Source organism: Parapedobacter koreensis, from assembly GCF_900109365.1.
GTDB classification, from domain to species: domain Bacteria; phylum Bacteroidota; class Bacteroidia; order Sphingobacteriales; family Sphingobacteriaceae; genus Parapedobacter; species Parapedobacter koreensis.
This window is the reverse complement of the sequence record NZ_FNZR01000004.1, coordinates 414398-428875: the sequence shown is the minus strand read 5'-3', so window position 1 is coordinate 428875 and position 14478 is coordinate 414398. Positions and strand designations below refer to the sequence as shown.

The window sequence follows — 14478 nt, the reverse complement described above, 5'->3', positions numbered from 1 at the left end:
AAGTTAGGGCAGCAGATGGAGCTTTTTAGCCAAAGGTATAACTCACGGCTTATTCTCATTGCTTGTCTTTATTCTTCTGAGTACAAACTAACGATTTTCATTTACGTGAAAACCGTACTTTCATGAACAACAATGCCAGTATGACAACCAGTAAAAACAGGTATAAATATCCCTTGGAAATAGCCGTGGAAACCACGGCATGCTCGGCATTTTCCAACTGGTAATCCGGTATCAACCAGCTAAACAAATAAGCCTGCGCTGACACGATAAGGCAAACAACCAATAGTAAGATAAAGCTGTGTTTGACCGTGAAACGGAACAGATCGGCTTCCCTGCCGATAAGCCCACCCGCGCCCGCAGCGACGGCGATGGACTGTGGGGAAATCATTTTCCCAACCACCCCTCCCGAAACATTGGCCCCTACGGTCACCACCGGATCCACACCGATGGAACTCGCGGTAGTTGCCTGCAATTTGCTAAATAATGCATTGGCCGAGGTATCGGATCCGGTGATAAAGACACCTAACCAACCCAATAACGGGGAGAAGAAGGGGAACAACACGCCTGTAGCCGCAAGGGCATTTGCCATGCTGATGGTAATCCCTGAATCATTTACGACAAAGGCAAAACCCAAAACAGCACTGATTGTAATGATCGGAAATTTCAGCTGTTTTACTGTCGCTATAAAAATATGGAACCCTTGACGCATCGTAATCCCAATCAATGGCATTGAGATCACGGAAGCTATCAAAATGCCCGTTCCTGCTGCTGAAAGGAAATTAAATTTAAAAACCTGCGGTATGGGGTTTCCTTCCACACTTTGTATGGCTTGGTGCAGGTGTGGGATTTCCAGCGTAACCAGTGTCCAATGGTCAAGCACCTCCTTTATCGGCTTTATCCCCCATCCCATCATCATCACCGTTAAGACGATAAAGGGCGACCATGCCCGGAATACCTGGGCGCCGGAATAGGATATTCCCGCCCGCTCCGCGGGCAAAGGCTCATCGTTAAACCGCCATATCCGTTTCGGTTTCCAAAATTTAAGGAATACCATAAGTGCCACGATGGAACCGATTCCCGAAATGATATCGGGCAGCGTGGGTCCCAAAAAATTGGATGTAAGCCACTGGAGGCCTGCAAACGTGCCGCCACTTACCAAAATTGCGGGCAATACGTCGATGGCTTTCCGGAAACCAGCCATCAGGATGACCAGGTACAGCGGCACAAATAACGAAAGAAGCGGCAACGTCCTGCCTACCATTTGCGATATCGCCATGTCGGGAATGCCCGATACTTGTCCGGCCACCAATATCGGGGTGCCTATTGCGCCGAAGGCTACCGGGGCCGTGTTGGCAATCAGGCATATTCCCGCAGCATAAAGCGGGTTAAAGCCCAAGCCCACCAACATGGCTGCCGTAATGGCCACAGGAGCCCCGAAACCCGCAGTTCCCTCCAAGAAGGAGCCGAATGAGAAGGCGATGATGAGCGCCTGTAGCCGCCTATCATCGGTGATGGTAGCCATAAAATGTTTGATAACATCGAATTGGCCGCTTTTTACCGTGATATTGAATAAAAATACGGCGCAGATGACGATCCAGCATATCGGGAAGAGCCCATACAGTGCACCATGCGCCGTGGAAAGCAGGGCTAAATCAACCGGCATACCATAAATAAACACGGCGATTAATACGGCAATCGTTGTCGCAATCAGGCTCGCTTGGTATCCTTTCATTTTTCGGATAATGAGCGCCCAAAACAGGAAGGCGATGGGAAGAAAAGCGATCAATGCAGATAACACCACGTTACCAAACGGGTCAGAAACTTGCGTCCAGTTCATAGCGTTGGTTACTCCTTGTTCTTGACTTTAATGACCACCTTTTTAACCGGTGACGGACCACTGCCGACTACCAATCCCATGCGGTGCGCATCCGAAGGGAAAAAAATAAAAAATGTACCCGGCTGTGCCAACAGGTTGCGTCCCTCTTTTTCCTCGTAAAATTCGATATCTTTCGGTTCGCTGTATGGCGTTTTTATGGACAACCCATCCCTATTGTCCAAGCCTATATGTTCGGCACCTGATACCACAAATTGGATATCGGTGTATTGCCTGTGGGATTCGTAGTCCTTTATGCTGCTGTCTACGGTTTCATACGCCGTCACTTTTACGAACAGATCTTTTCCCACCAATGGATATTCCCCAACTGGCAGTGAATCGAAATCTGTCGTTGCCATATAGTCAAACGCCTTATCCCAAAGCTCCTTATTTTGATGGTATTCATTGTAGAATACGACCCTGTTGATGGACGGATCCGGTGCTAATGCTACATTCCCAAGCCACTCTTTGCGTTCGAACCAGGTGTTTATTTCTTCGTCCGATGTCACGGTATCCTTGCCCGTTTGTTGACATGCGTATACGGATAACGATGTGACAAACAATACTAATATGCGTAAATTATTCATATGATGTCTTTTTCTATTCGGATAAAACAGGTCTGTTAGCTAAAAATCCAAATTCCCTGTGATGCGGACTTTCGTTTCGTTAAATGTTTTGATATATAACCGGATACGTTCTTCCGCGACAAGGAGATTATAATTATTGAGGTTAATGTTTAGTAGGTCGACAAACCACGGAAGTTTCAACGCATTGTGTACGTATGCCAGTGCAATTGCCCTGGCAATCGGTAACGTCGTACCTTTGGAATCATCGTGCACATCCTTGTTTGTTGCAGCCAATAACTTCCCATACTCCTCGTCCAATAGGTGGGTGAACAATTCGGGCGTGAACCTATCGCCCGCCTTGGTTCCGGCGGCAGGTTCGTCTTCGGTGAGGCGTGCGCCTTTATGCAGCCATTCCCAAAGGATACTCAGCCGGATTTCGCCGGTAGCCATATCTTCCATGAGGTACAGGACATCGTCATTCCCGAAGAAATCCGCGGGTTTCAACGCCGCTGCCTGCATCCCCTGTCCAAAGGCATTGCCGTATTGCAGCGCCACACTCAGCAGGTTGCGTGCGCCCCTAACCGTCCGCTGTGCCGGTTCGAGCAACGTCAGGCCTCCAGCATCTTCCGCCGTATACGTAAGGCTTGGAAACGCCCTGCCCAATTGGTTATCCTCCCCCACGGTTTCCCATACCGGCCGTACAATGTGCACCATCTTCCAGTGCGCCACCCATTTGCCACTCGCCCCCGCACGCTGTTCGCGTCGTGCACCGGCTACGGCCCTTTCCATGCTCTCCGTCACCCCGGTTGCAGAGCCAACCGGAATGTTGGGTTCCATGCCCCCCTGCCACAGTGCCGTATTGCCGTTGACATCCGGCGTATTTACGGCGCGCCTTACCCGATCTTCATAATTGCGCATGTAACCGTACGTCATGGTGATTTCCTCGATATTGGGATGAATAAATTCCTTATCCCAACTCATAGCATCGGCCACACTGTTGATGTAATCCCACCTTCCGGTATTGAATCCTACAAAATGTTTGCCCAACGCCGCCCGGATTTCCATCAGTTGGAAGGTGGCTTCCAACTGTTCCACGAGCACATACACCTTGATCGTGCCCGTTGCCAATCCCAGGTGGCTTTCAAGCGCGGTAATCAGCTCATCCCACAATGCCGCCTCCCCGGCTGTCTGGATTTTGGGAAGGTAAAGCACAATAGCAGATCCGGACGCCTGAAGCGCCCGGAAATTGTTAACCACGTACAACACCAAATCCACGATGGACGCTGAGAAAGCCGTGCCATCCGTGGCGCGGATATGGCGGTCAGCAAGATGGAGGCCCCTGGCACGAAATATCTTCGTGGTAAAATCCAGTTGCGACCGCCAGTCCCGGATGGTCTCGCGTCCCAAAAACCCCGTTGCCCATCGGTTCATTTCACCGGCCACCCGTTCTGCGACCCCGAGGAACAATGGATCGCGACTGAAAGCCAGTTTCAGGTTGCGCTGGTTGTCCAGTGACATGGTACTGATCTGGCCCAGGGCGTCTTCACCATCGAACATCCAGCCATCAGCACCGGACAGTAAGGCATACGCCACATTGCGTATGCTGCTGTCCACCGGGGCATTCGGCTTGGCAGCAGGCCCCGTACCCTGTATCCACTGGCGTTGGAGATCTGCGGGAATGACCGCTCCTTCAAACTTGCCCTCACGGGCATCGCCCACGTTGATGTTTGTCCGTGGGATATACGATTCCTCGTCCAGAAACCTGATTTTTTCCTGCTGCGCTGCACGATCATTGCGCCGCTTGATGCGGGCAACCATGGCTTCTTTTATCGCTACATTATAATGGGCCAATACCGCTAACGTATCCAACGCTTCCGCCGTGAAAACGTCACGGTATGCCCCCAAGATATCTGCTGGTATAATCAATTCTTTATTAGCCATTGTCGTTTATCTTTTTAACTTCACGATGATATACGGTGTCTCTTTCGTCAGGTCGGGGTAAATCTGACCATGCCCTTCATTGTCCATGACTTCGATGAAGTACGTATAATCCCATTTTGGATTGATCTTGCCCGGTGGCACCGTTGCACGATAGGTATCCCCATCGCCTGCCGGAAGCATGGGGGTGGTTTCGTATTCGAGTTCCTGATTGACATTTCGATGCCTCAACCGAACCCACTTGATACCTGCCGGTGAACTTATGCGAGCTTCTACGGTCAGTGGCGCTCCCAGCGCAATATCGGTGACCGCTTCATGGCCAATTTGAAAAGAGACGTCTGTTGTAGGTGACGGCTTATAATGGGCCACGGTACTTGTTGTTTTCGTATGATTGGCGCGCTCCTGTTCCAAACCAGCGAGATCCTCCTTCAATAATACCAGTTCATCCCGCCAATGCCCACCAAGATCCTGTACCCACGAGTCGCCATTTTTCTTTTTGGTGACAACGCCTCTTACCCCCATCATTAAGTTATCGGTATAGACATCTCCAGCCACATCAACAAGTTGTTGCCACGCCTCAATGGCTTCCCGTTCATAAGCGATCGCTTCATCAAGCGCAGACGGGTCTTTCGTATTTACATAGATACGGTAGCTCACGGCGGCCGGTATCCTTCTCGAATGGTAAAGCGCCAAATTTGACAGTATTTTCAAATCGGTCATGGTAGCAAAAAACTCTTTGTTTTGGGTTTCCCCAACTGCTTTTTCAGCCGCTGCAATTAACTGGTTGAGCTCGGCAGACGTTTGTTCGAACCATTTACTGTTTGCCGATGGACGTATTCTTGCCGTCTCGCCTCCATCCACCAACAACCGTGCTTCCTCATCAAAACTGGCAAATTGCTGGATATCGCTTCCCTCCCCGGCGGCATAATGCCTTAGATCACCAAGGCGTTGTTTTTCAGCCCATCCCCGTGTAGTAGGGAAACTGCTTTCATAATTATATACCGAAGTAATGATTCGGGGCAATATCCAGCTTGCCTGATGCATGGCCTCTTGTACGATGGGGCCTGCATCTCGCCCAAACCTCGACTCAAACTCCTTCTCCCATATAACCGATGGAGTGGACGCGCTGTAGCCCATACGCCCGAATGCTTGGAAAAAATGCCAGTATCGCTCAAATTCATAATCGTAATAACGATATTTTTCATTTAGCAGGTCGAAAGGTCGGGCATCGTGGGGTTGAGCTTCCATTTTCGTGGCCAGCGGTTCATTCACTTCAAAACCATCCCCATTGTATAACATTGTACTTTCGGTAAAACGGCGGGCATATTCAGGGCTACCCCAGAGTAATATCCTTGTCGTCCCGCCGTTCCACAGCCTCCAGTACATCTGGTAGGTTTGCGGGTAACGTAACATGTCTGCATACCCATGGCGACGATCAAACTGATTTTCACGGTTGATATGGGTTGGGTGATAAGGCATGCCCATCTGCTCCATCCAATATTTGGTTTCGATCTTGAAATTCACCTTTTCGTCCAATGCGGTCTGAATGACGGATTCAGCCATTCCTTTGGCCCGTAAAACAAAATTCATTTGGGGAGCGGTTGTTTTCATCGATTTAAATACATCCGCCCAAAAGGCCTCCTGCTCACCTTCTTCCAGCCCGGATTCGCCATGCATCCGGAACTCAATGCCATCAAGATCGGGTACTAGTTCGATGAAGCGGGCCAATGCCGCTTTTGTATAAGGCATGAGGTTATCCCCGTCAAGGCCCCAAACCAGCCCCTCCACGGGTTTGTCGGGAGCGTCTTCCTGTCCCGGTATGCCGCCTGCTTGTACCCCGCCACGATAGATGTGATCCCAAATACCTACCGATACATCAATGCCTCGATCATGGGCCATGCTAATCAAGCGGTTTAATGCTTCCAGGTTACGCTGCTGCTCTTCCGGCTTGATGCCGACCATCTGGACATCCGGAAATCCGTCGACATTGAAAAAATAGGGATATACCGGTGCTAAAAAGCCACCGTTCTCATAGCCAAAAATGACAACCAATGAATTGAACCTATTTTGTGATAACATATCCAAATAACGTTCCCAATAGGCTTCATCATAGAACCTGCTTTCCCAGTAGGCACGGTTCATCGTATACATGGAAATGGCCCGCATGGCGACGTCTGGCTTTTCATCAATCGCTTCGATTTCAGCCATTGGCGATTCTTCATTCGCCCATCCGATCCGGGTGGCGACATCCAGCAATCCGTACATCAAGCCCCGTTCGTCATACCCTGTCACTGCCCATACCGGCTTATCCTGCCATGTGGTTTCCCAAATCGCTAATGCTTCCGGCACGGATGGAGCCGTACGGTTTTCTGTTTGGATCAATTGTGCCGCACCCCCTTCTCCCGACGCCAAGCCCGCTACTATCACCCATTTACCTTGTGCTTCTTCCAACGTCCTAACCCGCTCAAACGAAATATTTTTGTCTTCAAGTGCATGTTCCAATTTGCTGAGGCCATGCTCAACGGCAGCACCAACAGTCGGATCGACAACTATGGAGAGCTCTTTACGCCCCAGCCCGGCACAGCTGTTCACCAAGATAGCCAACAAGGTCACTGAAATCAGCACCATCGTTCGGTTAAACTTTCCTTTCATGTTAAAATTAGTTTACGATGAATTTATAAGGGTTTTAATATAAAGGATTCTGGATCAGCTCCTTATTTCGATTCATTTCTTCGATAGTGATGGGTAGGAAATAGAACCGGGGATTCCAGGTCCGTCCTTGTACATTCACCACCGTGTATTGCGCCGTTGTGGAGGTCGTCCTATCCGGATTGAGTGGATAAACGATTTCAATTCCTTCCGCATCAGCATAAGCTTCTTCGGCAATCATCCAACGGCGCACATCAAAATAGCGATGTCCTTCAAATGCCAGCTCTACCCGACGCTCATTGCGATAGCGATCAACCAATGCATCTCCCGCTTCGGTGATATCGGGCATGCCTGCTCTTTTTCTTATCCTATTCAGGTAGGTTCTGGCTTCCCCGTCTTCTCCCAACTCCATGCACGCTTCGGCATAGTTCAGCAAAATTTCGGCGTAGCGGAAATGCCGCCATGGAAAATCCTGTTTGACAAATTCCCCATCAAGGGCAGGGTTGATGTATTTGCGCTGATAATATCCGGTATACGTGCCATTCCAATTTTTCAAGGGGCCTTCGCGCGTATCCAATCCGGGTACGGTGACTATAGAATTGGTCGCCGAATTCCACCGTTCATAATAGGCTGTTTGGATCACGCCTTCCGGATCGGAGCTAACCACTTCCGTCGGCCTTGGCCGCCATGGCGCACCATTATAGTTAATGGATGCATAGAAACGCGGATCCCTGTTTTCGTAAGGAGCATTAGCCATACTCGGATTATTCCAATCAAACTTATTCCCGTCGCGGGTCTCATAAGCGTCCGCCATCTGGCCAATTGGCGTGTAAATGCCCCATCCATTCCAGCCATTAGGATTCGCATATAAGCCGGGGTTATAACCGTCCATATTGGATCTGATGGTAAAAAACTTAACGAAGATATCCTCTGACGTACCATACGACGTAAAGATATTCCCATAATTTGCAGCCACATCATCACCCGGTGCTGGATCTTTTCCATGGAGTTCATAAACCCCCAAATCCATTACCGCTTTTGCTGCATTTTTCGCAGCAAGCCATCGGGCCGTCCGATCGCCACCAATATGGCCAACCAATTCGGGGTGATATCCTCCGGTCCAAGATGTATTGTTTGCCAAGTCACTTGCAGCGTATAGCAGTGCCCTTGACTTGAGTGCTAATGCAGCCCCTTTCGTTGCGCGACCCACATTGACGTCCGTTTGGACAAGCGGCAGCAATTCGGCCGCCCTATCACATTCCTCACTGATAAATTGGATACATTCTTCATACGTGTTTCTGGAAACTAAGAACTCATCTTCCAGTGTATAGGCTTGGGTAATAAGGGGAACTCCGCCATACATGGATACGAGGTTGTGATAGAGATGTGCCCGTAAGAAGTGCCCCTCCCCTTTCAAACGATTCCGGAACGCTTCATCATTAGTCGGTACATTATCAATTTGCTCCAATAGTAGATTGCAAGCCCTGATATAACCATAAATACTTTCCCAACCCAATTTAGCCATTCCGTCAGCCGTAAATGAAGACAAGTAGCTGGGCGTTATCAAACTGTTCGTAGCGTCACTGGTCTCGAATCGGTACATCGATTCATCAACAACGGCAGAAAGTGTCACTACACTGAATCCATGGGGTATACCGCCATAGATATCGTTTACAAATATTTCTACGAGTCCGAGATCGTTCCATAAATTGTCAGCAGAATATTGATCCAAGGGCTGCTTATCAAGAAAAGATTTCTGGCATGAAATTGTATTTGCCATCACAAATACAAGCATGGTGATATATGCAATTTTTTTCATTATTCGTTTAATTAAAAGGTTACAGATAAACCGGCGTTCACTATTTTTTGGACGAGATAACTTCGCCCTGTTCCAACTCCCAATTCCGGATCGAAGTCTTTTAATCCCGGAGAATATGTGAATAAATTATATCCGTTTACGTTGATTCTCAGATTTTGCACACCAAACTTAGCACTAAGCGCTGTTGGCAAGCTATAGCCGACCTCAATGTTCTTCAGCCGGATATAATCTGTTTTCTGCAACCAAAAGGTATTGCGCTGGTTTCTCCAGTATTCCTGGTTCCAATTAAAGGTTCTTGGGTAGGAAGCATCGGGGTTTTCAGGTGTCCACCGATTTTCATAAAAATCCTTGAGGTAGTTGCCCACTTCTCCAGAGGTTGTCTGGGAATATAAAACACCCCCTGCAGCGCCCTGTACAAGTAGCGAAAAATCAAATCCTTTATATTGCAGCCCAATGGAGAGGCCTCCAGTTAAACGGGGTAGGTTTGTCTTATCATTCCGAACCTTATCCAGCGCGTCTATTTTCCCATCTTCGTTGACATCAGCGAAGATAATATCCCCCGGCCGGGCACCTCCCCAGTGTGGGGTGGCATCAATCTCAGCTTGGTCACGGAACACACCGATCGCTTGGTAGTATAAATCGTTGTCGGCATTCAAGGGGTCGGATGGGATGGGACGTCCCGTAGAACGTTGATACTCCGGAGCACCCGGCGATTCATCCCAATACGTGATTTCATTTTTCTGATATCCGCCATTTATCCCAACCTGATAGGAGAAATCACCCGCTTTATCATCATAAGTAACACTGAAATCAAATCCCCGATTCCTTACTTTACCGATGTTTTCCCGGGGAAGGGTCAATCCCGTTGTTTGGGGAACGGATGCATTCCGCCACCATAAAATGTTGGAGCGCCTATAGTTGAAGTAATCAGCCGTGATGGAAATTTTGCCATTTGCCAACCCGGCATCGATACCAATGTTGGATTGATTAGCAACCTCCCATGTCACATTCGTATTGGGTATCTGGCTTTCATACAAAGAAAGCAGTTCGACATTCCGATTGGTAATGAATCGCTCGCCACGAATACCGAATGTTGCTAAATATTGAAATTCGTCAATCCGGTCATTCCCTGTCTTTCCGGAGGAAGCACGTATTTTAAAGTGGTTGATATACGGTATATTATCCTTCCAGAATCCCTCTTGGGATATAATATAGCCTAAGGAAATGCCCGGGAAAAAGCCATAACGTTTATTTTCCGGAAAGATGTACGAACCGTCATATCGCCACACAAATTCCGCTAAATACTTGTCGGCGATGGTGTAGTTTACACGACCAAAATAGTTCTGGCGGGCACTCACAAATGCGGAACCACCGTTACTCTGTTCCAAATCCGGTGCAGCGTCCAACTGATCCAGCGAAGTTGAAATAAATCCACGGCGAAACGCATTGAACCGATCTCCTTTTCCAGTTATCGATTCGATACCAACTAATATCTTGAGCGAATGATCCGTAAACAACATGGTTTGATAGTTTACCATGGCATTAATGAGGATATTCTGGTTGTCTTCCATCCGTTCCGTTAGACGTGGATCTGCGTACCCACGTTTTGAATTGACCAACACAGGTAATCCATCATCGCCGACGGTCTGCCCATCCCAAATATTCAAATACCAAGGTTTTTCAAAACGTTTTTGGAAGTTGAATCCCTTATCAATGGCCAGGTTACTATTAACGGACAACCCTTCTACCCACGGAATCGTGATGTTTAGCTTGGCATTTGTATTCAAGATATACCACTTACTCCGATCATAGCCCGTGGCATCCGTACCGATAATCGCGGCATTGTCCCCGTCGGAGATAGCCGGCCCAATTAGACCATTTGGCCAATACGCAACCATGGTGGGCTTACCCATAATCACCGCACCAAAAAGATCATTATTGGGTCGCGTTGGGTAATTGCGGTCTTCCATGCGGCCCGCGATATCAAATCCAAGACTGATATATTCATTGATTTTTCCGTCTACGTTGCTACGGAAGCTGTATTGCTGATACTTATGTGAGCTATTTTTAAAATAGCCGTCTTGCGAATTGACACCGACCGTCATGAAATACTTGATAGCCTCGCTGCCACCTGATACCGATAGATTGCCATAATTCTGGCTGGCCCATGGCCTAAAGGCGACGTCAAACCAGTCAGTATTGGGGTATCGCCAAGGATCCGAACCGTCTGCAAATTTTGCCAACTCTTCTTCCGAATAAAGTGGCGCAAAGCCTGCGTATAAATTAATTTCATTTAGCAATGTAGCATATTCCTGAGCATTCGCCATTTCGGGAATACGTGTCGGTTGAGCAAACCCTTGATTAAAGTTAGCCGTGATTGTTGGTTTTCCTGTACTTCCTCGTTTCGTTGTAATCAAAATAACCCCATTTGCCGCTCGCGCACCATAGATAGCGGCAGCCGCATCCTTTAAAACCGTAATGCTTTCGATGCTCGCGGGATCGATGCGATCCAACGACCTGTCAGGTACGCCATCTACAACCACTAAAGGGTTATTATCACCAAGCGAATTAACCCCTCGAATCCGGAGTATCGACGCGTCATTACCCGGTTCGCCACTTGGCGAAACGGCGACTAATCCGGGCAGTCTACCACTCAGGCTGTTGCTCACATTGGTCACTGGGGCTTGCAGGATTTCGGAACCTTTCACTGTAGAAATCGATCCGGTCAGCGTTTCTTTCTTTACCGTTCCATAGCCTACGACCACGACTTCTTCTAAGTCGCTAATCGACCCTATCAATGTAATATTGACTGTTGTGGATGTACCGATTGGATGTTCCTGAGGTTCAAACCCCACGATACTGAACACCAACGTGTTTGCATCATCAGGGATAGCAAGGCGATAATCTCCGTTCTCATTGGATGTCGTGGCAGCAGCAGTACCTTTCACTGATATAGTCACCCCTTGTAGTACATTTCCCTGTTCATCCGTGACACGGCCGGATATTTCCCGTTGTTGGATAAGTAAAGGCGGGGCTTGTACCCGTGACACCGGCTGAGGTATCCTGCTAATCAGTACCGTGTTTTCCTCAATCTGGTAAGTCAACGACTGGGGGGTTAATACGGCTTTCAAAAAATCCGCTAATGACATCCTGTTTGCGTTGATGGTCACCGGCTTGGCGGTTTTGATAAAGCGTTCGTTGTACACTACCTGATAACCCGTTTGGGCTTCAATGAATTCAAACACCGTGATCAACGATTGATTTTTTGCCTTAAAGGTGATTGTTTGCGAAAGCGACCGCGCATTCAAATGCATGCACCCTAAAACGAGCAAAAGCGCGGTTAATTTTGTCATTCGAAATAATTGGTTAATGCCATTCGGCTTTTTCCCCCAATACAATGGAGGAATTACATAATTTATCATTACGTTTGTACAGTTTGGATATTAAATCCGGTTTACAATACTTGGTTTATAATTCGCAATATCTGAACGTCACAGGGGGGTGCTGGAGACACTTCCCTGTGTTAAGTTCTATCTGTTTACAGTACTATCTTCATGTTTTCATTTTGTTTATAATTTGGTTTAACTTATTGGTTATTTTCAAAATTTGGTTAGCTAATCAATAATGATCTTTTTCCCTTCAATATGGAAGCCGATCTCCGAGGCTTTCAACAACTTCAGTACGGTAGGTAAGCTCACATTCCGCTTCATCTTACCACCAAACTTTTCTTGTGGTACTTGGCTTTTATACACGACCTCCACATCGTACCAGCGTTCGATTTGCCGCATCATTTCCTCAAGTGGCGTTTGTTTGAAATGGAACATTCCCGATTTCCAGGCGATATAAGGGGCGATGTCCACCTCCCTCACCACAACGCTCTCCCCCTGAACAACACTTTGTTGACCGGGCCGGAGGATCACCTGTTGACGATGTCCACGAACCGGTGCAACACGCACCGATCCTTCTACCAGTGTTGTTTTTATTTCAGGTTCGTCGTCGTATGTGGATATGTTAAACTCCGTGCCCAATACTTCGATCTCTTGGCCTGCGGTAATGACCTTAAATGGTCTTCCGTTGTCTTTTGCTACAGCAAAATACCCCTCGCCTATAAATTCTACCACACGCTCCTTCTCTACGAACCGACTCGGATACCTCAATGTCGAAGCGGAGTTCAGCCATACATTGGTGCCGTCCGGTAAGGTGACACGATAAGTCCCCCCCATGGGTGTAGTAAGTTCCAACGGATTCACACCACCGATCGTCGCCCCATCCATCCCCTCATCGAAAACGGAAGTACCGTCGGTGTACGTGATTGCATCCCCTATAATAACACCAGCCTGATTTTCCCTAAGCGCTATCTTCCGTCCGTCGGCCAGGGAAAGCATGGCGCGGTTGCCACCGGGGACGATTTCAGTCGTTGCAAGCTGTTGGTCATTAACCGAGGGTTGTAACCCAAGGAAATAATACCCTAAGACAACAGCAACAAGCAACGATGCCGCCGCTACGATGTATCTACCAAGGCGGGCACGGTACAACAACGGGCTCGCTTTTTTACGTGAATCTTCGTGCATGCGTTGCTTCACGGAGGCCAATACCTTTTGTTTAAGGTAGCGGCTATCCGAATCGGGCAGGGTATGTTTCTTCTTCTGCAATACGGTATCGTACCAAGAACGAAGCTTTGCTTCTTCCTCCTCAGTACATGCTCCGTTTGCATACCGTTCAAGCAACCTGCTTAATTCTTCCTGAGTCATTGTCTTCTAACCCTGCTTTTGATAGATATGACAGTTTAGGGGTGGAGTGGTACAGGTAGGGCACGAAGGATTTTACACAATCAGCTGTAAATGAGGGACAAAAAATTCAATTTACGGCTCAATACGCTTTTTCAGGCGCTTAAGCGCCGAATTCAAATGGAATTTTACGGTAGATATGGAAATATCAAGTTTCGATGAAATTTCATGCTGGCTTAGCTGCTGCTCACGGCTCAGCCTGTAAACCGCCCGCATCTTCTCCGGCATCCTATCGACTTCCTCGGTTATGATCTGCGTTAGCTCTTTTTCCAATAATTGCTCGTCTACGGTCATGGCTATTGTATCGCCTTCGTGATAAAGTTGGTTTAGGTATGCTGCCCGAACCTTGTCTCGGGCCAGCATGTTTAGAATACGATTCCTGACCAGCGCATGGAGATAGGCAGCAAGGGAATTCGTGAGGGAAAGTGTCGGAGCTTTCTTCCACAGTGTCATAAAAACATCCTGCAAAACATCCTGGCAGTCATCCTCATCCACTAATAGCTGATACGCATGATGGGATAAGCTGGACCAATGCCTGTCATAGATTTCGTCAAAAGCACATTCACTACCTGCTTTCAGTAATTCAATAAGTTCATAATCGGTATATCTGCTCAGATCTTCCATTGAATGAAAATGCAAATCAAGCAAACTTAAAAAAAGTTTCAATGGAAGTAAAAAGGAAACAATTAAATATCAGCTGAAGAATGGATAGCAGGCAACGTCATGCCGGATTCGAAGGTATAATGGAAAAGCTTGCCCGAATTGTGCTGACCTAAACCCCGATAACCACGATCAGGAAGACTAGCGAGTAATAGGTTTCTTCTATTAATAGAACAATACGACCAC

8 protein-coding genes are annotated in these 14478 nt (G+C 47.8%); all 8 read right to left on the bottom strand.

Annotation, left to right across the window (positions count from 1 at the left end):
- Positions 1-97: 97 nt before the first annotated feature.
- Positions 98-1837, bottom strand: coding sequence for an L-lactate permease (locus BMW65_RS13150; protein WP_090606000.1), 1740 nt, complete (start codon positions 1835-1837; stop codon positions 98-100).
- An 8-nt stretch (positions 1838-1845) separates the two neighbouring features.
- Positions 1846-2460 carry a NanQ anomerase/TabA/YiaL family protein gene (locus BMW65_RS13145; RefSeq protein WP_090605998.1) on the bottom strand — a complete coding sequence of 205 codons (615 nt, stop codon included), beginning with the start codon at positions 2458-2460 and terminating at the stop codon, positions 1846-1848.
- Positions 2461-2499: 39 nt separating this feature from the next.
- Entirely contained in the window at positions 2500-4380 is a 1881-nt protein-coding gene (locus BMW65_RS13140; RefSeq protein ID WP_090605997.1) for an aldolase/citrate lyase/malate synthase family protein, read from the bottom strand.
- A 6-nt stretch (positions 4381-4386) separates the two neighbouring features.
- Entirely contained in the window at positions 4387-7029 is a 2643-nt protein-coding gene (locus BMW65_RS13135) for a hypothetical protein (RefSeq protein WP_090605995.1), read from the bottom strand.
- A 34-nt stretch (positions 7030-7063) separates the two neighbouring features.
- The gene (locus BMW65_RS13130; protein WP_090605994.1) at positions 7064-8845 is read right to left on the bottom strand and encodes a RagB/SusD family nutrient uptake outer membrane protein; all 1782 of its coding nucleotides are present in this window, start codon (positions 8843-8845) and stop codon (positions 7064-7066) included.
- 11 nt (positions 8846-8856) lie between these two features.
- Positions 8857-12198 carry a TonB-dependent receptor gene (locus BMW65_RS13125; RefSeq protein ID WP_218145404.1) on the bottom strand — a complete coding sequence of 1114 codons (3342 nt, stop codon included), beginning with the start codon at positions 12196-12198 and terminating at the stop codon, positions 8857-8859.
- Between the two features lie 261 nt (positions 12199-12459).
- A complete protein-coding gene (locus BMW65_RS13120) occupies positions 12460-13596 on the bottom strand; it encodes a FecR family protein (protein ID WP_090605992.1) in 1137 nt (378 codons plus the stop codon).
- Positions 13597-13707: 111 nt separating this feature from the next.
- The gene (locus BMW65_RS13115; protein ID WP_090605991.1) at positions 13708-14256 is read right to left on the bottom strand and encodes an RNA polymerase sigma factor; all 549 of its coding nucleotides are present in this window, start codon (positions 14254-14256) and stop codon (positions 13708-13710) included.
- Positions 14257-14478: the final 222 nt, after the last annotated feature.

Coding starts and splice junctions, on each gene's coding strand:
- BMW65_RS13150 (WP_090606000.1), bottom strand. CDS start 1,837: ATGAACTGGACGCAAGTTTCTGACCCGTTTGGTAACGTGGTGTTATCT.
- BMW65_RS13145 (WP_090605998.1), bottom strand. CDS start 2,460: ATGAATAATTTACGCATATTAGTATTGTTTGTCACATCGTTATCCGTA.
- BMW65_RS13140 (WP_090605997.1), bottom strand. CDS start 4,380: ATGGCTAATAAAGAATTGATTATACCAGCAGATATCTTGGGGGCATAC.
- BMW65_RS13135 (WP_090605995.1), bottom strand. CDS start 7,029: ATGAAAGGAAAGTTTAACCGAACGATGGTGCTGATTTCAGTGACCTTG.
- BMW65_RS13130 (WP_090605994.1), bottom strand. CDS start 8,845: ATGAAAAAAATTGCATATATCACCATGCTTGTATTTGTGATGGCAAAT.
- BMW65_RS13125 (WP_218145404.1), bottom strand. CDS start 12,198: ATGACAAAATTAACCGCGCTTTTGCTCGTTTTAGGGTGCATGCATTTG.
- BMW65_RS13120 (WP_090605992.1), bottom strand. CDS start 13,596: ATGACTCAGGAAGAATTAAGCAGGTTGCTTGAACGGTATGCAAACGGA.
- BMW65_RS13115 (WP_090605991.1), bottom strand. CDS start 14,256: ATGGAAGATCTGAGCAGATATACCGATTATGAACTTATTGAATTACTG.